The sequence below is a fragment of the Rhizobium herbae genome, from assembly GCF_017873135.1.
Classification (GTDB): domain Bacteria; phylum Pseudomonadota; class Alphaproteobacteria; order Rhizobiales; family Rhizobiaceae; genus Pararhizobium; species Pararhizobium herbae.
On the sequence record NZ_JAGGJV010000001.1, the window covers coordinates 310,445 to 331,741 of the forward strand.

The window sequence follows — 21,297 nt, forward strand, 5'->3', positions numbered from 1 at the left end:
GCTGCCTCAAAGGGCGCCGGGGCGGGTTTGCCGTTTAAAGAAGATTTCTTGATGCGCGTCGATCTGTTCGATTTCGATCTCCCCGAAGACAATATTGCGCTAAGGCCCGTCAGCCCGCGCGACAGCGCGCGTCTGCTCGTCGTCCAGCCGCACGAAAGCGAGCCGCTGTCGGATCATGGCGTCATGGACCTGCCGTCGTTCCTGCGTCCCGGCGATGCTCTGGTCTTCAACGATACCAAGGTCATTCCCGCCCAGCTTGAAGGCTTGCGCAGACGCGGCGAAGACGTTGTGACCGAAGTGTCGCTGACTTTGCACATGCGTACCGCGCCGGATCGCTGGAAGGCGTTTGCACGCCCGGCCAAGCGCTTGAAGCCCGGCGACCGCATCGCATTCGGCCACGGCTCGAATACCTGTCTGCTTGGCTCTCTCGATGCGACGGTCGAGGAGAAGGGCGAGGCGGGCGAGGTGACCCTGCGCTTCGATCTCTCCGGCCCTGCGCTGGACGAGGCGATCCTTGCCGTCGGCCATATCCCGCTGCCGCCTTATATCGCTTCCAAACGACCGGAGGACGAGAAGGATCGCACCGACTACCAGACGGTTTACGCCCGCGAACAGGGGGCTGTAGCGGCACCTACCGCAGGCTTGCATTTCACGGACCGGCTTTTCTCCGCATTGGATGCACTCGGCGTCGAACGCCATTTTGTTACTCTGCATGTCGGGGCCGGTACGTTCCTGCCGATGAAGGTTGATGATACCGACGATCATGTCATGCATCAGGAAATCGGCCATGTCAGCGCCGAGGTGGCGGAACGGTTGAACGCCGTGAGGGCGAGGGGCGGGCGCATCGTCTGCGTCGGCACGACGTCGCTGCGGTTGATCGAGAGCGCTGCTGAGGAAAACGGCGATATCCGTCCCTGGTCCGGCCCGACCGGCATCTTCATCACGCCGGGTTATCGCTTCCGCGCCGTCGACATGCTGATGACCAATTTCCACCTGCCGAAGTCGACGCTGTTCATGCTCGTCTCGGCCTTCAGCGGTATGGAGACGATGCGGCGCGCCTACGTGCATGCGATCGAAACCGGCTACCGCTTCTATTCCTACGGCGATTCCAGCCTGCTTTTCCGGGACAATCCATGACCGAGACATTCCAGTTCAACATTCAGGCAACCGACGGCAAGGCCCGTCGGGGCACGGTATCGATGCCGCGCGGAGAGATCCGCACGCCGGCCTTCATGCCGGTCGGAACCGTCGGCACGGTCAAGGCGATGTATCTCGACCAGGTGCGCGATCTCGGCGCCGACATCATCCTCGGCAACACCTATCACTTGATGCTACGTCCCGGTCCGGAGCGCGTCGCACGTCTGGGTGGCCTGCACGAACTGATCCGCTGGCCCTATCCGATCCTAACCGACAGCGGCGGCTTTCAGGTCATGTCGCTGGCCGGCCTGCGCAAGCTCGATGAGAAGGGCGTGACCTTCAAGAGCCATGTCGACGGCGCGCTGCATCACATGTCGCCGGAGCGCTCCATCGAAATCCAGGGTATGCTCGATAGCGATATCCAGATGCAGCTCGACGAATGTGTGAGACTTCCGGCAGAAGCCACTGATATTGAACGCGCAATGGAAATGTCACTGCGCTGGGCCGATCGCTGCAAGACGGCTTTCGGCGATCAGCCGGGCAAGGCCATGTTCGGCATCGTCCAGGGTGGCGACGTTTCGGCGCTGCGTGTCCGTTCCGCCCAGGCATTGTCGTCGCTTGATCTCAAGGGCTATGCGATCGGCGGTCTTGCTGTCGGCGAGCCGCAGGCGGTGATGCTCGATATGCTCGACATCACATGCCCGGAATTGCCCGCTGAAAAACCGCGCTACCTGATGGGCGTCGGCACGCCCGACGATATCCTCAAGTCCGTGGCGCGGGGTATCGACATGTTCGATTGCGTCATGCCGACCCGCGCCGGCCGCCACGGTCTGGCCTTCACCCGCCGCGGCCGCGTCAACCTGCGCAACGCCCGTCATGCCGAGGATACGCGCCCGCTGGATGACCAGTCGTCATGCCCGGCGGCCCGCGATTACTCGCGCGCCTATCTGCACCACCTCGTCCGCGCGGATGAGAGCCTCGGCGGCATGCTGCTGACCTGGAACAATCTGGCCTACTACCAGGACCTGATGGCCGGCATCCGCAAGGCGATCGAGGAGGGCCGCTACGCTGCCTTCATGGAAGAGACCCAGGAGATGTGGCGGCAGGGTGACCTTGCGCCGCTGTGAGCGGGGTTCCGATCAGATTTCAGGGCCGGGGGCCTGCTGCAGCATCTGCACGCCGTTGATCTTGTAGGTGCCGTCCGGCTGCTTCACCAGAAAATACAGCGCTGTCCAGTCCTTGCCGTCCGGACCGGAGATCAGAACTTCCTGCACCACCGTACCACCGTCGATCTTGCTGCGCCCGAAAGCGAAATTGCCGGGGCGGTAGACCGGCGTGTAGCCGCGTTTGACCATGTCGAAGAAGATGCTCTTGTCGGGAAACTTGCCCTTGATCTGCGGCGAGGCAAAGGAATAGGCGGTTTCTGCATCGTCGTTGAGAAACGCCTCGATCTGGTTCTGGATGATCGATTGCGCCGTATCCACCGGTTCCGCTGCAAAAGCCAACGGTGCGGAAAGCGACAGGGCCATGATGTATGCGCAGGCTCTAGGCATTCGTATCATTGGCTCGGTCTCCTATCCTGTCACACGAATGAACATCGTACGCTGATCCACGGCACGCGGTTTCTCAGCGGCATCTGCGGTTCCCAATGAAATTTTATAATTAGTGTATTATTACAATATGTTGTGGTAGTATATTAAACCTGAAAATACACGGTAAACTGTTCGTGATATCTAATTCACCGATGATTTCGTCCGCATTAGATGCCCAGCCGGTCCTTCATTCTGCCCCAGAGCACGGCGGAGTGCACGCCGACAGGCCAAAACGCATGAAAGCGCATCGGTTTGATGCCGGTGACGGGCAGGTCGATCCGGGCGGATTGTCCGCCCACCAGACGTTCGGCCAGCTGCTTGCCCATGGTTGTCGCCAGCGCTACGCCGCGGCCGTTGCAGCCCAGATAAATCAGCGCGTCTTCGCTCGGCTCATGTAGATGCGGCAGGTGGTCCGGTGTGATTGCAAGCTGACCGTTCCAGGCGTGCGTCCAGCGGGTTCCCTTCAGTGCGGGCCATAGGACTTCGGCGTAACGCTTGAGATAGCCGAGCGAACCACTGTTGCCTTGCAGCGAACGCTGCGGCCCACGCCCGCCCATCAGCAGCCGGTTCTGCTGGTCGAGGCGATAGTAGACGGTGATATGGCCGCTTTCGTAAAGCACCGGACGATGCGGCAGGATGCCGGCCGCCAGATCGTCGGGCAGGGGCTCGGTCGCGACGATGGAGCTAAAAACGGGAACCAGAGACTGCCTCAAGTGAGGCCACAGCCCATCCGCATAGGCATTTGTAACAACAAGCAATTTATCCGCATTGACCGTCGCTTTCTCCGTGCGCAGAAGCCACTTTCCCGACTGCTTTCGGGCGGAAAGAACACGGCTGTTACCATGGATTCCCGCACCGGCTTTCTGCGCCGCCACGGCAAGGCCCCGTGCATAGTTCAGCGGATGCAGATCGCCGCCGCGCGGATCAAGCAGCGCTGCGGGATAGCGGCCGGTGCCCGTTGCGGTCTTCGTGCCATCTGCGTCGAGGAACCGTGTCGGCATGCCATTTACGGCGCATTGGGCGGCGGTGGTTTGCAACGCCTTGACGGTGAGTGCGTTCGTCGCCGCGCGCAGCGTGCCATTCTGCCGTGCATCGCAATCGATGCCAAGACGGCGAATGAGATCGAAGGTGAAATCCGGCGTTCCCCAGGCCATCGCAATCATGCGCCGGCCAAGATCGTCTCCAAACCGCGCAAGCAGTTCATCGGGATTGAACTTGAGCCCGGGATTGACCTGACCGCCATTGCGGCCCGACGCTCCCCATCCGGGTTCGTTGGCCTCGAGCACGCAGACATCGACGCCCATTTCGGCGAGGTGTAGCGCGGCGGAGAGTCCTGCGAAACCGGCGCCGACAATCGCCACCGATACCGTTCGGTCGACATCAAGCGGTGGCGTCGGCGGTGCGGCAAGCCCGGTGTCGGCATAAAGGCTCGTGGGCAAGGGGGCTGCGGACATGCTCTGCCTTCATCAGGGTCAAAACATCATTCTGCATGGCAGGTGTTGCTTGAGAAGGAAAAACAGCAATCCGGCCGACGAAATCCGTTGGCAAGTCGCACTTCATCCTTGAACCCACCCAGCTACACGGTTTGATCACATAAGATAGATTATGGAACTAACGGTGGGATGGAAACCACCTAATCGTGGTGTTGTCCGCTCCAAGGCTTGACCTTCGATATCTCCCGGGCTTAAGCCGATGCCAGTTTAAACAGTCAGCGGAAGACCGGACCCGATGAGCGAATTGCGTATTCTTTCAGACGCTTTCATTCCCGAATTGCCGGGACGCTACAACGGCAAGGTTCGCGAGAACTACGATCTGCCGGATGGCAACCGGATCATCATCGCCACGGACCGGCTGAGCGCATTCGACATCATCCTGACCGCGATCCCGTTCAAGGGCCAGGTGCTGACGCAGACGGCCCGCTACTGGTTCGAGGAAACCGCCGACATCTGCCCGAATCATGTCGTTTCCTATCCCGACCCCAATGTCGTTATCGGAACGCGTCTCGACATCCTGCCGGTAGAGATCGTCGTGCGCGGCTATCTGGCCGGCACCACCAGCACGTCGATCCTGACCAAATATAGGAATGGCGAGCGCGCGATGTACGGCATACGGCTGCCTGATGGCATGAAGGACAACGAGAAGCTTCCCCAGCCGATCATCACGCCGACCAGCAAGGCGTTCGACGGCGGCCATGACGAGCCGCTGTCCGCCGATGAAATTCTGGCGCAGAAACTCCTGACGCCTGAACAATGGGAAACCGTGTCCCGATATGCGCTGGCGCTGTTTGCGCGCGGCCAGCAGCGCGCCGCCGAACGCGGCCTCATTCTCGTCGATACCAAATACGAGTTCGGCACGGACAAGGACGGCCGCATCGTTCTCGCCGACGAAATCCACACGCCCGACAGCAGCCGCTACTGGATTGCCGAGAGCTACGAACAGAGTTTTATCTCCGGCGAGCGGCCGAAAAGCTTCGACAAGGATTTCGTCCGTGCCTGGGTGACCGAACGCTGCGATCCCTACAAGGACCCGATACCGGAGATTCCGGCCGAACTCGTCGATCAGACGTCCAAGGTCTATATCGAGGCCTACGAGACGATCACCGGCCAGCGCTTCGTCGCCGATCTTTCCGGTGCCACCGTTCTCGATCGCATCCGGGGCAATCTCCAGCCCTATTTCAGCTGATATCGGCTGCCTCGTCGCTCAACTCGAATTCCAGCCGCATCCCGTCATAGGCCGGCTCGATATGGTCCGGCGTTTCGCGCATCACCGTCTCGTAGTCGAGCGGCACATGCATATGCGTCAGCACGGCGCGCTTCGGTGCGAAACGCGCGATCCAGCCGAGCGATTGCTCCATTGAGAGATGGCTCGGATGGAACTTGTATTGCAGCGTGTCGATCACCAGCATGTCCAGATCCGCCAGCTTGGCGACGGTGTCGTCCGGAAAATCGCTGACATCGCTGCAATAGGCAAAATTGCCGATGCGAAAACCCATCGACATGATGCTGCCGTGGTGCTGGAGCAGCGGCTGGAACGCGATCGTGCCGCCGGCGCCGATGATTGCGATCGGGGCAAGCGACGGATCGATGATCCTGGGCTCGACGATCGGCGGATAGCCGCTGCCCGCCGGCGTTTCCATGCAGTAGCGAAAACCTTCCCGGATGCGTTGCATCGTCAGGGCGTCGGCCCAGATCGGCGTGCGTTTTCCGCTGTAATGGACGTATCCGCGCAGATCGTCGATGCCGTGAATATGATCGGCATGCGGATGCGAATAGAACACGGCGTCGATATTCCGGACGTTCGCGGCGATCATCTGCTCGCGAAAATCGGGTCCCGTATCGATGACGACGGTGGTCGTGCCGCCATCCGGAGCGATCTGCTCGATCAGCAGTGCGGCGCGGCTGCGGCGGTTTTTCGGATTGCTTGGGTCGCAGGCGCCCCAATCGCCGTTGATGCGCGGCACGCCCGGAGACGAGCCGCAGCCGAGAATGGTGAAGACCCGCCTCACCGCCATCTCAGAGCCTCGGCATCTTGGAAAAGACGCGGAAAGCATTGTCCGTGGTGATCGCGGCAATCTCGTCCGTCGAAACCCCGATCGTCTCGGCCAGAACCTGCGCCGTGTAGGCGACATAGGCGGGCTCGTTGCGTTTTCCCCGGAACGGCTTTGGCGCCAGGTACGGCGCATCCGTCTCGACGATCATCCGGTCGTGCGGAACGGTCCTGGCGATCTCGCGCAGTTCCTCCGATTTCGGGAAGGTCAGGATGCCGGAAAAGGAAACGTAGCCGCCGAGCGCGACGCCGACCTTGGCAAGGTCCGGGCCTGACGAGAAACAATGGAGAAGGAAAGGGAAGGCCCCCTTCCCTGTTTCCTCGGTCAGGATATCGGCCATATCCTCGTCGGCCGAACGGCTATGGATCACCAGCGGCAACTGTGTTTCGCGAGCCGCAGCGATATGGCGGCGCAGCCCGATCGCCTGCGCGTCGCGCGGCGCGTTGTCGTAGAAATAATCGAGCCCGGCCTCACCGATCGCAACCACCTTCGGATGCACCGACAGGCGCACCAGATCTGCTGTCTCGATATCCAGTTCCTCGTCGGCATTGTGCGGATGTGTGCCGACCGAGCAGAAGACGTTGGCGTAGGTTTCAGCAATGGCCAGGATCGTGTCGAACTTCTTCACGCGCGTCGAGATGGTGATCATCTGGCCGACGCCGGCAGCACGGGCGCGCTCAACGATCGCGTCGCGCTCGGTCTCGAAGTCCGGAAAATCCAGATGGCAATGGGTGTCGATCAGCATCTCGTCGTCCCTCAAGCTTCCGGCGCGACGTAGCGCGGGAAAACCGGCTTCGGCGCTTCCAGCGCCGTTCCAGCCACGAGACGTCCCGCCTCCCCGAGCGAGGCGAAATCACGCTTGTCTGCCGGAACGGCCACGAGATCGAGCAGCTTGCCAGCCGATTCCGGCATGAAGGGCTGCAGGAGGATGGCGATCTGGCGAACGACATCGGCGGTTACATAGAGCACGGTCGCCATGCGGGCCGGATCGGTCTTCTTCAGCGCCCACGGCGCCTGGCCGGCGAAATAACGGTCCGCTTCCGACACGACAGCGATGATCGCAGTCAGCGCCCGATGGATCATCAGCGCGTTCATGTCGTCGCACGTCGAGGCATGCAGCGCATCGGCAGCCGCCAGCATTGCCTTGTCCTCATCGGTCAAAGGGCCGCATTCGGGGATCTGTCCGTCGCAGTTCTTGACGATCATCGACAGCGAGCGGCTGGCGAGGTTGCCGATGCCGTTGGCGAGATCGGAGTTGATGCGCGTCGCAATGCCCTCCTCACTATAGCTGCCGTCCTGGCCGAAGGAGACTTCGCGCAGGAAGAAATAGCGGATCGGATCGAGACCGAAATGCGCGACCAGATTGAAGGGATCGACGACGTTGCCGAGCGACTTCGACATCTTCTCGCCCTTGTTGAGCAGGAAGCCGTGGGCAAACACCTTCTTCGGCAAAGGCAGGCCGGCCGACATCAGGAAGGCGGGCCAATAGACCGCGTGGAAGCGGATGATGTCCTTGCCGATCATGTGGATATCCGCCGGCCAGAATTTCGCGCGCGGGCCATTCGGATCGGTGAGATAGCCGGTCGCGGTGATGTAGTTGGTCAGCGCATCCACCCAGACATACATGACATGGCCGGGATCGTTGGGAACCGGGATGCCCCAGTCAAACGTCGTGCGCGACATGGAGAGGTCCTTGAGGCCGGATTTGACGAAGGAAATCACCTCGTTGCGGCGCTCGGCCGGACCGATGAAGTCCGGATTGTCCTCGTAATGCTTCAAGAGCTTGTCCTGATAGGCCGACAGCTTGAAGAAGTAGCTCGCTTCCTCCACCCATTCGACCGGCGACCCTTGAGGCCCGTAGCGCACGCCATCGGCGCGCAGTTCGGTCTCGCCTTCCTGGTAGTAGGCCTCGTCGCGCACGGAGTACCAGCCGGAATAGCTGTCCTTGTAGAGGTCGCCCGCCTCGCCCATGCGGTTCCAGATGACCTTGACCGCTTCGTGATGGCGCGCTTCCGTCGTGCGGATGAAGTCGTCGTTGGACGCATTGAGCAGAACGGCCATCTTCTGGAATTCGGCCGAGTTGCGGTCGGCCAGCTCCTGCGGAGAAATGCCCTCCTTGCGCGCGGTCTGCTGCATCTTCTGGCCGTGTTCGTCGGTCCCCGTCAGAAACAGGACCTCGCGCCCCTCCAGCCGCTGGTAGCGCGCCATCGCATCGGTCGCAATCAGCTCGTAGGCGTGGCCGATATGCGGCTTGCCGTTCGGATAGGAGATCGCGGTGGTGATGTAGAATGGAGACTTCTCGGTCATGATCGGGTTTCGGCCTGTGTCTGATCTTTGATGTCTGGCTATTAGCGCATCCGCTGGCGGGATGAAACAGTGCACCCTCAGAAAAGCTACCCGCTGCCGCGGCATTCCAAGGTGTCGGGGCGTTAAGAAGGCGGCTTGACAATTCCTGCGCGCGCCATGAACATTCAGTGAACAAAATGGAGGTTCCCTGTGATGCTGAAACAGCTCGGCGAGACATTCTCGCGTGCATCGGCAGCCTATGCCGAAATGCACCGGATCGAACGCGACCGGGATTGGTTCATCCTCAAGATGCAGGAGGAGCTGGGCGAACTCACCCAGGTCTGGAACAAGCTAACCGGCCGCGGCCGTCTGAAAGGCCAATCGGAGGCGGAACTGCATCGCGCCCTTGCCGACGAAACGGCCGATCTGCTCGGCCATGTCCTGCTCTTCGCTGAGGAAAACAATATCGATCTGGCGGCTGCGGTCGAGCGCAAATGGAAATTCAGGCCATCGTGCGGGACGCCGCCCTGAGATCGTCGAGAACAGTCAGAACCGTTTGCTTTCGATCGAGATTGTAACCCTGTGCCACGGAAATACGCTCGGTCACGCTGCTCGAAAGCCTCGCAAACCTGTCGGCCCGGTCGATATCGCCGTCGCGCGCGGCTTTGCGGGCCTCGCCCATCACATGGCCCGTAACAAGCGCCACGAAGAAATCGAAGATGGTTTCGCTGTCTTTCGCGGCCAGGACCTCGGCAAGCTTGTGCATATCCTTGCGGATCGCCGGCTCCTGTCCGGCCAGAATCGTCTCGAAGGCGCTCATTATGTCGAGGCCGCCGTAGTTGATCAGCTTCAATGCTTCCGAGACGCTGCCATCCGCCGCAGCCAGCACCTTCTGCGCATTGGGGCCGGAGAGATCCAAGCCGAGATTGCGCATGGCATCACGCAGCGCGTCCGGTGCCAGCGGCTTCAATTGCAGCGGCAGGCAGCGCGAGCGGATGGTCGGCAAGAGCTTGCCTGGCGCATGGGTCAAGACCAGGAACAGCGAACGCTTCGGCGGTTCCTCGAGGATTTTCAGGATCGCGTTAGCGGCGTTGCGATTGAGATCGTCGGCCGGGTCGACGATGACGATCCGCCAGTTGCCGGTCCCGGATGTCTGCGAGAAGAATTTGCCCGCCCGGCGCACCTCGTCGACGGTAATCGCGCTTTTGACCTTGCCGGTCTTTTCATCGACCGGCCGCGTCAGGTGCAGCAGGTTGTGGGATGCGCCCGACGCGATCTGCCGGCTGACGATCGAATTCGGATCGGGATCGGCGAGCGCTTCCGGCGCGAGCATGGGATCGGGATGGGTCAGCACGTGATTGGCAAAGCGGAAGGCGAGCGTCGCCTTGCCGATCCCTTCCGGTCCTTCGATGAGGATGGCGTGATGCCCCTTCCCCGACCGGTAGCTCTGCGCCAGAAAATGCTCGGCCTCGGCATGGCCGAAGAGCCGCATGTTTTCGGCCGGCGAGACGGCGCCGTCCAGAACGTCGAACCTGTCGCTGCTCATTGTGCTGCTTCCGTATCCGGCCCGCCGCCGCCTGATCTGGGCAACAGGGGCTCGACGATCGCCAGCACCGCCGCGGCAATGTCGCTTGCCGCCGCCGATGCATCGACCACATGGCAGCGCTTGGGATCGGCCGCGGCAATATCGAGAAATGCCTCGCGGCGCTTTTCGTGGGTTTCGAGCTCTTCCTTCTCGAACCGGTCGAGTTCGACCTCCTGGCCCGCCGGAGCCTCGGCGGCGCTTGCCCGCCGCCGGACCCGCTCCAGACCGAGCGAGGCGGGCAGATCGAAGATGATCGTGCAGTCGGGGATGACGCCGTTGACGGCCACCCGCTCCAATGCCTCGATGAACGGCAGTTCCAGATTGCCGGTGACGCCCTGGTAGACGCGCGACGAATCCATGAACCGGTCGCAGATGACAACGGCACCTTTGAGGAGAGCCGGCCGGATAATCTCCTCGACATGGTCGCTACGCGCCGCGGCAAACAGGATCGCTTCCATGCGCACGCCGAATTCCTGGGCGGCGCCCGAAAGAAGCACATGCCGCACGGCCTCGGCCCCGGGCGAGCCTCCCGGCTCGCGGGTCGTCAGCACCGTGCGGCCGCGTTCCCGCAAGGCATCGGCAAGCAGGCGGATCTGGGTCGACTTCCCAGCCCCCTCGCCGCCTTCGAATGTAACAAACAACCCGTTTCCGACCGACACTCTTGTTTCCCGTATGCCTCTATCGCGCATGATCACCCGTCCGCGATTTGCGGGAGGTTTTTCATCGTCGCATGCGCAAACCCGATAGCCTTTATGGCCGTCCCGGCGCGCAACATGATGCCTGTTTAACTGATTGTGTTCGGTGGCGAAACCGTTGGCGACGGCATTTCTAAAGCCAGAAGAACAGCAGTTCCTGCAGCGCGTCAGCCGCCCGGCTTGCCAGCGAGCCCTCTCCGACAGCGGCGGCGGTTTCGACAGGAACCTCTCGCAGGAGCCGCTCGCCGCTCCAGATCTTCAGCGTACCTGCCTGCGCGCCCGCTTTCACCGGCATCGCCAGGGGCCAGCGATAGATCACCTTGGCCGAAAGCCGCTCCGGATTGTTGACGGGCACGAGAACATCGACCGCGTCGTGGGTGACCAGTTGCACATGCGACACCGCTCCGCCATAGACGCTCGCTTCGCCGACGGCATCGCCGGCTTCGAACAGCCTTTTCTTTTCAAACGCCGTCATCGACCAGTCGAGTATCTTGCGCGTCTCCTCGATGCGCTCCTTGTCGCTGGCAAGGCCGCCGAGCGCGAGGAAGACACGCCGCCCATCCTTCTGCATAGTCGCGACCATGGCGTAGCCAAACCCCTCGGCAAATCCGGTCGCAAACCCGTCGACGCCGATATTGGCTGATATCAGCGGCGTGCGGTTGCGCTGGAGGATCTTGTTCCATTCGAATTCGGCTTGGGAATAGTATCTGAAAAAGTCCGGATAGCTCGTCTGGATATGCCGCGCGAGCAGCGCCATGTCGCGCATGGTGACGATGTTCTTCGGATCAGGAAGACCGGTCGCATTGTGAAACGTGGACGCGGAGAGCCCGAGTTCGCGGGCACGCTTCGTCATCCGCTCGGCAAAGGCTTCCTCGCTGCCGGTCATTCCCTCGGCCAGAATGATGCAGGCGTCATTGGCGAGCTGGACGGTGACGCCTTGGATGAGATCGCCGACACGCACGCGCGATTTCAAGGCTGCGAACATTGTCGACGTTCCGGATGGCGCCCCGCCGGTGCGCCACGCATGTTCCGAGACGGCAAATTCGGTGTCGAGCGTCAGCTCGTTCCTGCGGATCGCATCGAAGACGACCTCCATGGTCATCAGCTTGGCAAGCGATGCCGGCGGCACAGGCGCATTTTCATCCTTGGCGAACAGGACCGTACCGGTTTCGGCATCGATCAGGTAGACCTGCTTCGCCTTGGTTTCGAAGGCCTGCGCCTGCACTGCCAAAGGCGTGCAGACCAGCAAAACAAGGGCAATGAAAAGCGAGACCAGTCGTATATGCATTCCAAACTCCGGCGCCTTCTCCGGCAATAGCAGCCGGCCTACCGGGGGGCAATCGCTGAGGCTCGGATTAGCGCACGACACTCTGGCGTTTGGCATATTGGACGATGGAATTGGGCGTCAGCGGGTTCTGGTCGACGAGAATGGCGTCGAAAGCCGTTTCGCTGTCGCTCACCCGTGCCTCGACGTAGGCGGCCGCATAAGCCATGTTGCCATCGGGCAGCGGAATGTATTCCGGCCGCTCCTGCGGGATCGGGCCGATTTCCGGCAGCATGGCGAAGGCATCGAGCGCGGCCGACGAAGCGGACCGAGTCTCTGTTTCGGCAAGGGCATTGACCGGCACTCCCATATCCATGTTCGATTTGGACGGGATGGTCAGCGTGCCGAGATTGCCCGCCTGCTTGCGCAGCGGTTCGTTCGAAGCGACCATCACGCCCGTTGCGATCTGGCCTTCGGGGAATGCGTTCGGGCTGCGATCCCCCTTCTTGACGTAAGAAGCCATCAGGTATGGCATGTCGTTGCCCTCGAGCGGCGCCTTGCCGATATACTGGACGCGGACCTTGGCGCTGCCCTTGCGTTTCATGTCGAGAAAATCGGCGGTCTTGGAGGAAACGTCGATGATGCGGCCATATTCATAAGGGCCGCGATCATTGACACGCACCACCACCGAAGAGCCATTTTCGAGATTGGTGACGCGGGCATAGCTCGGCAGCGGGAATGTCGGATGGGCGGCGGACAGGTGGTACTTGTCGTAGACCTCGCCGTTTGCCGTCAGGCGGCCGTGGAACGCCGAGCCGTACCAGGAGGACATGCCGGTCTTGTTGTAGCCGAAATCCTCTTTCGGCTGATACCATTTGCCCTTGACCTGATAGGCCTTGCCGACCTGATAGCGGCCGCCGCCCTTGGGAACGCTCTTGCCCTCGGCCACAACACGCGGACTGGCTTTCACGCCATAGATCGACTCGGCGAAATATTCCTTGCTGCGCGGTTTGTCTTTCGTGATGCTTGTCGTCGAGCCACAGGCCGTCAGCGCGGCGCAGAAGACGGGAACGGCGGCAACACGCAACCCCTTGAAGAGAAAAGCAGCAGTCTGATTGGATGTCATGAGCCCCACATCGCCATTCGTAAAAGCCGTACTCGGTAATCTCTCGCGCTTGCCCCCCCGCGAAAGAACCGGCGTCACGAAACGTAACAGTCGATTAATCATGACAACAACGTGGCGAAATTGCGAATGGTTAACCGTGCCGGAACGAAACAATTGGCGTTATGGTTTATGAAGAGTTAACGCTCGCCGGGAAGCCAAATATGGCATGCCGCTCGATTGTAGCCTTAAAATGCATCGATATTCGTCTCTTGCAAGGATTATCGGGCCGACTGAGTACTGATATTGAGTAATATCGTCGCTGGTGCCGACAATGGTTCCATCGGCATGGCGAACAGGGCGGGGATATACTGAGTGCCTTGTTCCGATCCGTCCCAATGCCGGCCTTGCTGCCGGCGGGGAGCCGGTTGCTTCTCATAATCTGCCTGGGATTGATGGAGCCGCCAAAGGGTCGCAGAACCGGTTGACGTTCCCAATCCGCAGGCTATAAAGCGTGCCGTGACAGGGTTGCCGATGTTCGTGGGGAAAGACCGCCGCTCGACCGAACCGGTGCCGTTTCAAAGCCCGTCGCAAGGAAGAGTGTCCGAGTGGTTTAAGGAACCGGTCTTGAAAACCGGCGTGCGGGAAACCGTACCGTGGGTTCGAATCCCACCTCTTCCGCCAGATATCTGGCTTATGTTGCTGTTTTTACTTAATATTTTATATGGAGACGATCTCCATCCCACTTTACGTCCCACTTTCGGCAAGCTGCTGATACGTTAGGATACGATTCGTGGGCGCTTGACAGCCTCTGACATCAATCTTACGTATCTGTGAGGCAACCCGATCTGGATTGTCGGCGGTTTAGACCGCATGCGGCCCGACCGCAACGCCAATTGTGGCGCTGATAGGAGCAAAGACACCCCCCGTGGCGGAGGGATGGATATGCTCCGAAGCGTCACCGCCATGGTGCTTCCTTACCGAAGGCAACGAGCCTTCAGAATAGGAAAGCGAAATGGTAGTGAAAAAAGTGGCGGATGATGACGAGCTTCTGAAGGCTAGCGAAATCTGCGCCTGGAAGAAAATCTCCCAAAACACGTTCTATCGTCAAGTTGCAGCCGGTCTTATACCCCCTGGCGAACGTGTAGGCCTTCGTGGTGTTCGGTGGCGTCGTTCGTTGATCGATGCTGCATATAATGCGATGACGCACGCACAGAGGCGTGTGCCTATCGGCACTGGCCTGGACCATGAGGGGACCGCTTCGGTTGAAGTGGCCGCACGGTGGCTTGCGCTTGAACCGAGCCCTCCCCGACCAGTGGTCCCTGCGCTGAAAGAACGGTTTGGCCTCACGGCGCTGCAGGCTTGCGAAGCAACCGCCCTCGCCTTCGATCTTCGTGCCGGCGGAGGCGCTGCATGAGCGACAAAGCAGCTGAGATCGCCAGGTTCATTTTGAATGCCCCTCCGAAAGCACGGCATCTCGTATTCGACCTCCTCAAAATTTTTCACGGTGTTCCGGCTGAACAGCTTGAGCGCGGCATCCTGATCGCCGTTGAACTTGAGGAGGCGGAAATCCTGGCTGCCGCTCAGGCTTGCCGAGCGAGCGACCTCCCGACCTATCTGCGGAAAGACGGTGCGGAATGAGCATCGACCTAGCACAACATCGTGCGCTTTCGAAAACGCCGTGGCGGTGGCGGAAGGGGCTCCGTCAAGTCGATCTCCCCGCCTCCGCTCTCCGCGTTGGCCTTGCTCTTACAGATGAATTTCTCAACGCTTCGTCGGGACGATGCTTTCCATCGCTCGAAGCGATCGCCGAGGCGTGCGCGATGCCACTTCGTAGTGCACGCAACGGCATCGACGCCCTTCGCAAAGCCGGCCTAATTCAAAGCCAGAAGACAAAATTCAACGGGAGCCTGACGTATTTTTTGGCCTTACCGGCTCATTTGCGAAGTGACCAAAATCAGTCAGTTCGTGAGGATGATGAAGCGACCAAATCTGGTCACACGAAGGGACCGAAATCAGACGCACGAAGTGACCAAAATTGGGCGCACGAAGTGACTAATTCTGGCCACCTAACCTCTGAAGATAACCTCTCCATCGAACCTTCGAATATAACCCCTGACGAGCTCGTGCCACTGCAATCGGGCGGAGGCGCCTTCGGCAGTCCTTCGGACGATTCTCCCGTTGGTCGAATCCCGCCCTTAGTTAGTGCGCCACCGCTGGCACCGGATTTTGTCGGTATAGGGCAAGAGCCTCCAATCAATGACGAGAAAGCCATGCAAGCGTGGTTGCGAAAGAACTGCGTCGATCGCAGTCAACTTAGCTGGGCACTGGCCCTTCTCGCTCAAGGGACGCTCACTGCTGAGAAAGCCAGGAGTCTCGCGGCATGAAACAGCTTGATCTCCTCCAATGGGCTGACGAGCGCCCCACTGCGAAAATTCTCAATGCTCTGCCGGTGATCTTGCTGCGCATCCGAACCGGGCAACTCCGCTACGGAGAAACAAAGACGGACGAAGCACAGGTCATCTCTCTTCCGCAAAAAGGTGCAGCATGAGCAGGAACCGAAATCTGTTCGACCTACCACCAGTCTATATTCAGTACGAAGATTGCAACTGGATCGAGGGCGGCAACACCGTTGGCTTCCGTGTCATGAAGAACGGGGAGCCGACAACATCCGAGCTTCAGTTTTTCCCAGGCGATGCAAAACAAGTGATCGAATTGCTGGAGGCTGCCGGCGTGCCGACGCGGGAACTGGTGCGAGGGGCGCCGGAGAAACCGAGGTTCAAAAGATGACAAAATCGATTTCACCGGAGCAACTGGACAGGATGCTGGAAGGTAAGTCTCGGCCATCCGGATCCCGGATTATTTGGACGTTGCCGGCGATCGGTCAAAGGATCGGCGTTGGTCCAGACTTTATTCGCGATACGCTCGCACGCCAGGAAGGGTCGCCGATCAAGGAGATCGGCGGCCGATATTACGCTTTTGAAGATGACCTAATCGCTTTTCTGCGGAAGTAAATTCAGCCGTTAAGAGCTTTCTTATCGACCATCACAGACTTGATGCCAGCTGGAGCGCGCTGGACGAGTTTATCCGCAGCCAGAAGGATCGCTTCAAGCAATGCCGCAGGGAGGTCATCGCCCTCCAGCTTGATACCACGGGGATCGCAAAAATCTTCAATTGCTTCCTCAGTGACCTCGACGCGGTAAACTGCGCCGCCGACGTCGTAAACATCGAAGACGATGCCGGCCGATGTCTTGAAAGGATTGTTTTTCTTCCTGAGCGTCATACCTGTCTCCTACTTGTTTTCGTCGAGAGGTCAGCAGCATTGCGTGTCATTTGCAAGGCTCAGAAGCCAGATAGAAACACGAAATGGCCACTCAAACCGTTATGCGGGTACGGAGACAGCCCGGCACGCCGATCAGCCAGATTGGTGGCAGGTATAGGTATACGACGACGTTGTTTGCATTCTTACATTTTAAGGAGCGACACCAAAAGACTAATTACGCTGATACCAATAGCAATCCATGGGATCCAAGGTTTGGAGCGCATTTCCATTTCTGCGTAAGTTTCACGGCGGAGGAAGGCCTTTCCAACATCGGAGAGATAATAGCTTGCGTGGGGACGATGCCAATCCCAGTATTTGTCATCATAGACTGGCTCTTCTGAGATCGGGCGAAACGGAATGGGGACACCCCAGGCACTGGCACGGCGAATCTGGTTCGTTGTTTCAAGCTGAGCAATATCAGCGTCGTACAACTCGCGATAATTGTCGAAATCGGCGTAGGCTCTCTCCCATTCTTCCGAACCGCGTCGCAGTTTTTCGACCTTTACTTTGTTGCGGAATGCAATGTCGAGGTCCTCTAAATCGAATCTCAACTTGGCCAATCGGTGGCGGTCATCGCGCCACTTCAAGATTGACGATATCGGCCCCATGTATCCCCCCGTGAAACCCGGAATTCCCAGATCAAACCGTTATCATATTACGCTGCGGATCAGCGATAACCTGATCTATGAAGCTATGGCCGTTCCGCACCGAAAAGAAAGCCCTTACAGACGAGCAAATCCTTGAGATGCTCGGCGGCGGCATGCCGACGGCGACCGGCGTTGCAGTATCGGCGGAGTCAGCACTGCGTGTGCCGGCAGTTGCGTCAGCGGTCCGCACCATCAGCGAAGCCGCAGCCAGCCTCACGATCAAGGTTGTCGAGATCGGCGCCGACGGCCGCGAGACAGAAGTGCCGGGCCATCCGGTCACCGAACTCCTGCGCGGCGAATCCAACGATTTCACCAGCGGCTTTGAATTGATCCGCGCGCTGATGGTCGATGCCTTGACGCGCGACCAGGGCGGCCTTGCTTGGGTCAATTGGAGCCGCACTGAGGCCAAGCCTGTAGAGATCATCAGATATCGCCCCGGGTATATCCAATGCGATTTTCCGGATGACACGTTAGCACCAGTCTACCGGATCCGCGGCGTTGTCGAGCCTCAGCAGAACGTCATCCACCTCAAGAGCACCTTTGGCAAAGCGCCGCTCTCGTTGTGCCGCGAGGCCGTCGGCGTTGCGATCGCGATGGAACAGCATGCAGGCCGGTTGTTTGGCAAGTCTGCGCGTCCCGGCGGTGTGATCGAGACCGGCGAGAAGATGACCGAAGAGGCCGCCAAGCGGATGATCTTGGCTTGGAAGGCCGCGATGGAGGGCTCCGACAATGCCGGGAAAACCGGCATTCTGTTCGGCGGCGCGACGTGGAAGCAAATGCAGCTTTCATCGGTTGACGCCCAATTCCAGCAGTTGCGCCTATTTCAGCTTCAGGAAATCGCCCGGGCCTTCAACATCCCCGTCACGATGATTGGGGATCTGTCACGCGGTACATTCATGAACGCTGCGGAAATGCAGCGCCAGTTTCTCCAGCTGTGCCTGGAGCCTTGGCTGCGCGCCCTTGAGTCGGCCTTCCGTCGTGCGCTTTTCACGAAGGAAGAACGCCCGCGTTTCGCTGTCCGGTTCGAAAGAGACGACTTTTCGAATGTCGATTTGACCGCTCGCGCGACCGCTATTTCCAGCCTCGTTTCCTCCAGGACAATCAATCCGAACGAAGCCAGATCGTGGCTGGACCTCCCGCCTTATCCGGCAGGATCCGAGTTTGCCAACCCGAATACAGGCAGCAGCCAGCCCGGCTCGCCGACAGCCACGCCGGCTGAAAAGCTACCTGAACCAAACGCCAAGGATGTCGACGATGGAAATGAGTGACGCCCTGGCATTCATTGCGGACGCGGATCGCGGTGCTGAGCTTGAGTTGCGGCATCCGGTCACCGGCGCGCCGACCGGCATAAAGCTGACCTTGGCCGGTCCTGATTCCCTGACACAACGCCGTGCCCGGCTGACGATGGCCGACTCACTCTCTGAGCTTGCACGGGCAGACGGGACAGTCGGTGCCGAAGATCGCGAGCGGGCTTCTGTGGCGTCTCTGGCGTCCTGCATCCTGCGTTGGGAAATCACCGAGGACGGACAGTCATTGCCCCTATCCCAGGCTACCGCAGTCCGTTTGCTTTCGGCCGCCTGGGCTCGCGAGCAGGTCGACGCCTTCGCCGGCAACCGGGCCAATTTCGTCGGAGGTCAGAAGTGACCGACCAGAGCGAACACGCTGCAATCCTATTGGGTGTTTTTCTTGTCGCCGTCCTTCTGGTCGCGAACTTTTGGAGGCGGAAATAGTGGATCGCATTTTTTTCGAGACCAAGGTCCTGACCGACGACGCGGGGGCCATATCGGGCATCGCGTGGAAGTACGACCAGGCGGACCGTGTCGGCGACATGATCGCGCCGGGTGCGTTCTCCAAAGCTGCTTTCCCCATCCCGATGCTCGCGTTTCACGACATGGGCGATCCGATCGGCACATGGGACACCGCCGAGGACAAGGGCGGTGCGTGGCACATCAAGGGAAAGCTGCTCGTTGACGAGGTGAGCCGAGCTCGCGAAGTCCGTGCGCTCGTCCGGTCCGGAGCGATCAAGGGTCTCAGCGTCGGCTTCATCACCGGTAAAGCCGAATCTCGGCCCGGCGGCCGGCTGATCAAATCTCTCGAACTCCTCGAAGTTTCCCTCGTCACCATCGGAATGCACCCGGGTGCCACGGTGACTTCAGCAAAATCGGCAGTGACGGCGCTCAATATTGCCGCTGCCCTCAACCGGGCCGCGGCCCATTTCGCAGCGAGGTAATTATGCGACACGTGACAAAACAGGCGCTGCTCGGCAGCGTAGCAATCACCCGCAAGGCCGACGATGATGCTGATCCGGTATCGATCGTCACCAAGAGCCTTGAGGATCTTCAGAAAAGCATCGACGAGCGCCTGAAGCGCGTTGAGGGCGGCGCCGAGCTGAAGGCGCTCATGGACCGGCTTGCCGAAGTCGAGAAAAAGACAAACCGCCCGGGTGCCGGCAAGGCAGACTCGAAGGAACAGGAAGAGATCGAGCGCAAGGCGTTTGCTAACTTCCTCCGCACGGGCTCCGATATCGAGGTCAAGGCGGCGTCCTCCGACACCGACACGGCCGGCGGATATCTCGTCCTGCCGACGATCGATCTGTCGATCCGCACGCTCATGACGGACCTGTCGCCGATGCGCGGCCTGGCTGAAGTCGTCAGCATCAGCACCGACAAGTACGAACGCTTCTACAGCATGAACAAGCGCGGTGCCCAGTGGGTGTCAGAACGCGATACGCGCCCGCAGGATACTGCGCGCCCGGATCTGGTCAAGCAGACGTATCCGGTTTCCGAACTCTATGCCGCGCCGGCTGCAACACGCCATCTTCTCGACGATGCCGCCACGGATATCGCCAGCTGGCTGATCAACGGTGCTACCCACGATTTCAGCGAAACCGAAGGCGAGGCCTTCCTGGAGGGGGATGGTGTCGACGGCAAGCCGCGCGGGCTGCTCGACTACGGTACGGCAGTCGAAAAAGACTTCACCCGTGTCTGGGGCAAACACCAGTACGTCGCTGCCGGTCACGCTACGGCGCCGACCGACGCAAATCTCGTCACCGCTTGCATCGCTATCGTCGCCAAGCTGCGCAAGCCCTACAAGGCCAACGCTCGTTGGTTGATGAACTCCACCACGGCGGCCCGTCTCATGAGCATCGTGGACGATAACGGCCGCCGCCTGTGGGCTCCGACCGGCAACCTCATCGAAGGCGTGGAGCATCCGCTCCTTGGGTATCCGGTCGAGATCGACGAAGGCATGCCTGACATCGCCGACGGCGCGGGCGCTCATCCGATCGCGTTCGGCGACTTCCGGCAGGGCTATGTCGTCGTCGATCGCGCCGGCATCAGCGTCCGCCTCGACGAAATCACCGTGAAGGGCCGCGTGATCTTCGACGTTTACAAGCGCGTCGGCGGCGGTTGCGGCGATTTCAACGCCATCAAATTCATCAAAATCGCGGCTGCATAAGGGAGACCAACATGCGCAAGGATTCTTATAGCAACGTCGCTGTCGTGGCCTCCTTGGTCCCGGCAGTCCAGGCGGCAACCCTCAAAGGCTCGATTGTCGATCTGAAGGGTTTTTCGACCGCCCTGCTGATCGTGAACACCGGAGCGATCGTCGGTGCTGGCGATTACGTCATGACCATGCAGCACTCCGACACCACCACCGACGGTGATTTTGTCGACGTCCCTGCCACCGATCGCATCGGCACGCTGCCGGCCACTCTCGAGGCCAGTACGGTGTATCGCCAAGCCTACATCGGCAAGCGGCGCTACACGCGCGCCGTCGTCACGAAAACCGGCGGCACCTCGATCGCCGTTGGCGCTGTCTTCGTGAAGGGCACGCCTCACCTGGCACCGGTGGCCTGATGCCGTCGCGCGCGCCCCGGCTCTGCTTCTGCGGAAAAGTCATTCCATCTGGAGTGACATGCCCTTGTGAGGCAGTCAGGGCGCGAGCGAGGAAGGCTGATTTCGACAAGACTCGGCCGACAGCGCGCCAGCGTGGCTATGACGCGGAATGGTCGAGGGAGGCAAAGGCCTTCCTCGCCCGCCCAGAGAATGAATTGTGCAACTGCGGCCGCAAGGCGTCTGTCGTCATGCACATCCAGAGCATTCGAACACGCCCTGATCTG

26 protein-coding genes and 1 tRNA gene are annotated in these 21,297 nt (G+C 60.1%); 16 read left to right on the forward strand and 11 right to left on the reverse strand.

The features are described 5' to 3' along the window. Positions 1 to 51: 51 nt before the first annotated feature. Together queA and tgt are read left to right on the forward strand one after the other, a co-directional pair. Positions 52 to 1,137, forward strand: a complete 1,086-nt coding sequence (gene queA / locus J2Z75_RS01575) for a tRNA preQ1(34) S-adenosylmethionine ribosyltransferase-isomerase QueA (RefSeq protein WP_209846729.1) — start codon at positions 52 to 54, stop codon at positions 1,135 to 1,137. Beyond that, the gene (tgt, locus tag J2Z75_RS01580) at positions 1,134 to 2,264 is read left to right on the forward strand and encodes a tRNA guanosine(34) transglycosylase Tgt (protein ID WP_209846732.1); all 1,131 of its coding nucleotides are present in this window, start codon (positions 1,134 to 1,136) and stop codon (positions 2,262 to 2,264) included. The genes queA and tgt overlap by 4 nt, the downstream gene beginning before the upstream one ends. Before the next feature lie 12 nt (positions 2,265 to 2,276). On the opposite strand, the gene J2Z75_RS01585 is transcribed toward tgt, so the two are convergent. Together J2Z75_RS01585 and J2Z75_RS01590 are read right to left on the reverse strand one after the other, a co-directional pair. Continuing rightward, positions 2,277 to 2,690 (reverse strand): DUF4864 domain-containing protein, encoded by a 414-nt coding sequence (locus J2Z75_RS01585; protein WP_407692736.1) that lies wholly within the window; start codon positions 2,688 to 2,690, stop codon positions 2,277 to 2,279. Positions 2,691 to 2,896: 206 nt separating this feature from the next. Next, on the reverse strand, positions 2,897 to 4,183 hold the full coding sequence (locus J2Z75_RS01590) for an NAD(P)/FAD-dependent oxidoreductase (RefSeq protein ID WP_209846739.1): 1,287 nt from the start codon (positions 4,181 to 4,183) through the stop codon (positions 2,897 to 2,899). 283 nt (positions 4,184 to 4,466) lie between these two features. Between J2Z75_RS01590 and J2Z75_RS01595 the strand changes: the two genes are divergently transcribed. Beyond that, complete coding sequence (locus J2Z75_RS01595; RefSeq protein ID WP_209848683.1) at positions 4,467 to 5,411, forward strand: phosphoribosylaminoimidazolesuccinocarboxamide synthase; 945 nt, start codon at positions 4,467 to 4,469, stop codon at positions 5,409 to 5,411. Here the strand turns inward: J2Z75_RS01595 and J2Z75_RS01600 are convergent. From J2Z75_RS01600 to metG, 3 genes are read right to left on the reverse strand one after another with little or no spacing between them, the layout of a single operon-like run. Then, a complete protein-coding gene (locus J2Z75_RS01600) occupies positions 5,404 to 6,240 on the reverse strand; it encodes an MBL fold metallo-hydrolase (protein WP_209846741.1) in 837 nt (278 codons plus the stop codon). The two genes, J2Z75_RS01595 and J2Z75_RS01600, sit on opposite strands and share 8 nt — an antisense overlap. Position 6,241: 1 nt before the next feature. After that, on the reverse strand, positions 6,242 to 7,021 hold the full coding sequence (locus J2Z75_RS01605; protein ID WP_209846744.1) for a TatD family hydrolase: 780 nt from the start codon (positions 7,019 to 7,021) through the stop codon (positions 6,242 to 6,244). A gap of 11 nt (positions 7,022 to 7,032) precedes the next feature. Next, entirely contained in the window at positions 7,033 to 8,583 is a 1,551-nt protein-coding gene (metG, locus tag J2Z75_RS01610; protein WP_209846747.1) for a methionine--tRNA ligase, read from the reverse strand. Positions 8,584 to 8,775: 192 nt separating this feature from the next. On the opposite strand from metG, the gene J2Z75_RS01615 reads away from it, so the two are divergent. Then, the gene (locus J2Z75_RS01615; RefSeq protein ID WP_209846750.1) at positions 8,776 to 9,093 is read left to right on the forward strand and encodes a nucleoside triphosphate pyrophosphohydrolase family protein; all 318 of its coding nucleotides are present in this window, start codon (positions 8,776 to 8,778) and stop codon (positions 9,091 to 9,093) included. Here J2Z75_RS01615 and J2Z75_RS01620 read toward each other — a convergent pair. The 4 genes from J2Z75_RS01620 to J2Z75_RS01635 form a co-directional block, all read right to left on the reverse strand. After that, entirely contained in the window at positions 9,065 to 10,108 is a 1,044-nt protein-coding gene (locus J2Z75_RS01620) for a DNA polymerase III subunit delta' (RefSeq protein ID WP_209846753.1), read from the reverse strand. The two genes, J2Z75_RS01615 and J2Z75_RS01620, sit on opposite strands and share 29 nt — an antisense overlap. Continuing rightward, positions 10,105 to 10,836 (reverse strand): dTMP kinase, encoded by a 732-nt coding sequence (gene tmk / locus J2Z75_RS01625; RefSeq protein WP_209846757.1) that lies wholly within the window; start codon positions 10,834 to 10,836, stop codon positions 10,105 to 10,107. Before tmk ends, J2Z75_RS01620 begins: the two co-directional genes overlap by 4 nt. A 139-nt stretch (positions 10,837 to 10,975) precedes the next feature. Continuing rightward, on the reverse strand, positions 10,976 to 12,130 hold the full coding sequence (locus J2Z75_RS01630) for a D-alanyl-D-alanine carboxypeptidase family protein (protein WP_209846759.1): 1,155 nt from the start codon (positions 12,128 to 12,130) through the stop codon (positions 10,976 to 10,978). Between the two features lie 67 nt (positions 12,131 to 12,197). After that, positions 12,198 to 13,232: a septal ring lytic transglycosylase RlpA family protein gene (locus J2Z75_RS01635; RefSeq protein ID WP_209846762.1), complete on the reverse strand. Its 1,035-nt coding sequence runs from the start codon at positions 13,230 to 13,232 to the stop codon at positions 12,198 to 12,200. 570 nt (positions 13,233 to 13,802) lie between these two features. Between J2Z75_RS01635 and J2Z75_RS01640 the strand changes: the two genes are divergently transcribed. The 7 genes from J2Z75_RS01640 to J2Z75_RS01665 all read left to right on the forward strand — a co-directional run bounded on the left by J2Z75_RS01640 (position 13,803) and on the right by J2Z75_RS01665 (position 16,222). Continuing rightward, positions 13,803 to 13,892, forward strand: a tRNA-Ser gene (locus tag J2Z75_RS01640). A 331-nt stretch (positions 13,893 to 14,223) separates the two neighbouring features. Beyond that, on the forward strand, positions 14,224 to 14,625 hold the full coding sequence (locus tag J2Z75_RS29640; protein ID WP_407692725.1) for a helix-turn-helix transcriptional regulator: 402 nt from the start codon (positions 14,224 to 14,226) through the stop codon (positions 14,623 to 14,625). After that, positions 14,622 to 14,849 carry a hypothetical protein gene (locus tag J2Z75_RS01650; RefSeq protein WP_209846764.1) on the forward strand — a complete coding sequence of 76 codons (228 nt, stop codon included), beginning with the start codon at positions 14,622 to 14,624 and terminating at the stop codon, positions 14,847 to 14,849. The genes J2Z75_RS29640 and J2Z75_RS01650 overlap by 4 nt, the downstream gene beginning before the upstream one ends. Next, positions 14,846 to 15,595: a helix-turn-helix domain-containing protein gene (locus J2Z75_RS29645; protein WP_407692726.1), complete on the forward strand. Its 750-nt coding sequence runs from the start codon at positions 14,846 to 14,848 to the stop codon at positions 15,593 to 15,595. The genes J2Z75_RS01650 and J2Z75_RS29645 overlap by 4 nt, the downstream gene beginning before the upstream one ends. Further along, entirely contained in the window at positions 15,592 to 15,759 is a 168-nt protein-coding gene (locus tag J2Z75_RS01655; protein ID WP_209846766.1) for a hypothetical protein, read from the forward strand. The genes J2Z75_RS29645 and J2Z75_RS01655 overlap by 4 nt, the downstream gene beginning before the upstream one ends. Then, on the forward strand, positions 15,756 to 15,998 hold the full coding sequence (locus tag J2Z75_RS01660) for a hypothetical protein (RefSeq protein WP_209846769.1): 243 nt from the start codon (positions 15,756 to 15,758) through the stop codon (positions 15,996 to 15,998). The genes J2Z75_RS01655 and J2Z75_RS01660 overlap by 4 nt, the downstream gene beginning before the upstream one ends. Further along, a complete protein-coding gene (locus J2Z75_RS01665) occupies positions 15,995 to 16,222 on the forward strand; it encodes a hypothetical protein (protein WP_209846771.1) in 228 nt (75 codons plus the stop codon). Before J2Z75_RS01660 ends, J2Z75_RS01665 begins: the two co-directional genes overlap by 4 nt. A gap of 2 nt (positions 16,223 to 16,224) precedes the next feature. Here J2Z75_RS01665 and J2Z75_RS01670 read toward each other — a convergent pair whose 3' ends face one another. Both J2Z75_RS01670 and J2Z75_RS01675 read right to left on the reverse strand, forming a co-directional pair. Next, complete coding sequence (locus J2Z75_RS01670) at positions 16,225 to 16,491, reverse strand: hypothetical protein (protein ID WP_209846774.1); 267 nt, start codon at positions 16,489 to 16,491, stop codon at positions 16,225 to 16,227. A 182-nt stretch (positions 16,492 to 16,673) separates the two neighbouring features. Next, the gene (locus J2Z75_RS01675) at positions 16,674 to 17,138 is read right to left on the reverse strand and encodes a hypothetical protein (RefSeq protein ID WP_209846777.1); all 465 of its coding nucleotides are present in this window, start codon (positions 17,136 to 17,138) and stop codon (positions 16,674 to 16,676) included. 77 nt (positions 17,139 to 17,215) lie between these two features. On the opposite strand from J2Z75_RS01675, the gene J2Z75_RS01680 reads away from it, so the two are divergent. The 5 genes from J2Z75_RS01680 to J2Z75_RS01700 all read left to right on the forward strand — a co-directional run bounded on the left by J2Z75_RS01680 (position 17,216) and on the right by J2Z75_RS01700 (position 21,034). Then, positions 17,216 to 18,445 (forward strand): phage portal protein, encoded by a 1,230-nt coding sequence (locus J2Z75_RS01680; RefSeq protein ID WP_209846780.1) that lies wholly within the window; start codon positions 17,216 to 17,218, stop codon positions 18,443 to 18,445. Further along, positions 18,432 to 18,821 carry a hypothetical protein gene (locus J2Z75_RS01685; RefSeq protein ID WP_234937083.1) on the forward strand — a complete coding sequence of 130 codons (390 nt, stop codon included), beginning with the start codon at positions 18,432 to 18,434 and terminating at the stop codon, positions 18,819 to 18,821. Before J2Z75_RS01680 ends, J2Z75_RS01685 begins: the two co-directional genes overlap by 14 nt. A gap of 85 nt (positions 18,822 to 18,906) precedes the next feature. After that, positions 18,907 to 19,407 carry an HK97 family phage prohead protease gene (locus J2Z75_RS01690; protein ID WP_209846784.1) on the forward strand — a complete coding sequence of 167 codons (501 nt, stop codon included), beginning with the start codon at positions 18,907 to 18,909 and terminating at the stop codon, positions 19,405 to 19,407. 2 nt (positions 19,408 to 19,409) lie between these two features. After that, positions 19,410 to 20,633 (forward strand): phage major capsid protein, encoded by a 1,224-nt coding sequence (locus tag J2Z75_RS01695; protein WP_209846787.1) that lies wholly within the window; start codon positions 19,410 to 19,412, stop codon positions 20,631 to 20,633. Positions 20,634 to 20,644: 11 nt separating this feature from the next. Continuing rightward, the gene (locus J2Z75_RS01700) at positions 20,645 to 21,034 is read left to right on the forward strand and encodes a hypothetical protein (RefSeq protein ID WP_209846789.1); all 390 of its coding nucleotides are present in this window, start codon (positions 20,645 to 20,647) and stop codon (positions 21,032 to 21,034) included. Positions 21,035 to 21,297 lie beyond the last annotated feature (263 nt).

What these genes read in the sequence shown, in the direction of transcription:
- queA (WP_209846729.1), top strand. Translation starts at nt 52, where the DNA reads ATGCGCGTCGATCTGTTCGATTTCGATCTCCCCGAAGACAATATTGCG.
- tgt (WP_209846732.1), top strand. Translation starts at nt 1,134, where the DNA reads ATGACCGAGACATTCCAGTTCAACATTCAGGCAACCGACGGCAAGGCC.
- J2Z75_RS01585 (WP_407692736.1), bottom strand. Translation starts at nt 2,690, where the DNA reads ATGCCTAGAGCCTGCGCATACATCATGGCCCTGTCGCTTTCCGCACCG.
- J2Z75_RS01590 (WP_209846739.1), bottom strand. Translation starts at nt 4,183, where the DNA reads ATGTCCGCAGCCCCCTTGCCCACGAGCCTTTATGCCGACACCGGGCTT.
- J2Z75_RS01600 (WP_209846741.1), bottom strand. Translation starts at nt 6,240, where the DNA reads ATGGCGGTGAGGCGGGTCTTCACCATTCTCGGCTGCGGCTCGTCTCCG.
- J2Z75_RS01605 (WP_209846744.1), bottom strand. Translation starts at nt 7,021, where the DNA reads ATGCTGATCGACACCCATTGCCATCTGGATTTTCCGGACTTCGAGACC.
- metG (WP_209846747.1), bottom strand. Translation starts at nt 8,583, where the DNA reads ATGACCGAGAAGTCTCCATTCTACATCACCACCGCGATCTCCTATCCG.
- J2Z75_RS01615 (WP_209846750.1), top strand. Translation starts at nt 8,776, where the DNA reads ATGCTGAAACAGCTCGGCGAGACATTCTCGCGTGCATCGGCAGCCTAT.
- J2Z75_RS01620 (WP_209846753.1), bottom strand. Translation starts at nt 10,108, where the DNA reads ATGAGCAGCGACAGGTTCGACGTTCTGGACGGCGCCGTCTCGCCGGCC.
- tmk (WP_209846757.1), bottom strand. Translation starts at nt 10,836, where the DNA reads ATGCGCGATAGAGGCATACGGGAAACAAGAGTGTCGGTCGGAAACGGG.
- J2Z75_RS01630 (WP_209846759.1), bottom strand. Translation starts at nt 12,130, where the DNA reads ATGCATATACGACTGGTCTCGCTTTTCATTGCCCTTGTTTTGCTGGTC.
- J2Z75_RS01635 (WP_209846762.1), bottom strand. Translation starts at nt 13,232, where the DNA reads ATGACATCCAATCAGACTGCTGCTTTTCTCTTCAAGGGGTTGCGTGTT.
- J2Z75_RS29640 (WP_407692725.1), top strand. Translation starts at nt 14,224, where the DNA reads ATGGTAGTGAAAAAAGTGGCGGATGATGACGAGCTTCTGAAGGCTAGC.
- J2Z75_RS01650 (WP_209846764.1), top strand. Translation starts at nt 14,622, where the DNA reads ATGAGCGACAAAGCAGCTGAGATCGCCAGGTTCATTTTGAATGCCCCT.
- J2Z75_RS29645 (WP_407692726.1), top strand. Translation starts at nt 14,846, where the DNA reads ATGAGCATCGACCTAGCACAACATCGTGCGCTTTCGAAAACGCCGTGG.
- J2Z75_RS01655 (WP_209846766.1), top strand. Translation starts at nt 15,592, where the DNA reads ATGAAACAGCTTGATCTCCTCCAATGGGCTGACGAGCGCCCCACTGCG.
- J2Z75_RS01660 (WP_209846769.1), top strand. Translation starts at nt 15,756, where the DNA reads ATGAGCAGGAACCGAAATCTGTTCGACCTACCACCAGTCTATATTCAG.
- J2Z75_RS01665 (WP_209846771.1), top strand. Translation starts at nt 15,995, where the DNA reads ATGACAAAATCGATTTCACCGGAGCAACTGGACAGGATGCTGGAAGGT.
- J2Z75_RS01670 (WP_209846774.1), bottom strand. Translation starts at nt 16,491, where the DNA reads ATGACGCTCAGGAAGAAAAACAATCCTTTCAAGACATCGGCCGGCATC.
- J2Z75_RS01675 (WP_209846777.1), bottom strand. Translation starts at nt 17,138, where the DNA reads ATGGGGCCGATATCGTCAATCTTGAAGTGGCGCGATGACCGCCACCGA.
- J2Z75_RS01680 (WP_209846780.1), top strand. Translation starts at nt 17,216, where the DNA reads ATGAAGCTATGGCCGTTCCGCACCGAAAAGAAAGCCCTTACAGACGAG.
- J2Z75_RS01685 (WP_234937083.1), top strand. Translation starts at nt 18,432, where the DNA reads ATGGAAATGAGTGACGCCCTGGCATTCATTGCGGACGCGGATCGCGGT.
- J2Z75_RS01695 (WP_209846787.1), top strand. Translation starts at nt 19,410, where the DNA reads ATGCGACACGTGACAAAACAGGCGCTGCTCGGCAGCGTAGCAATCACC.
- J2Z75_RS01700 (WP_209846789.1), top strand. Translation starts at nt 20,645, where the DNA reads ATGCGCAAGGATTCTTATAGCAACGTCGCTGTCGTGGCCTCCTTGGTC.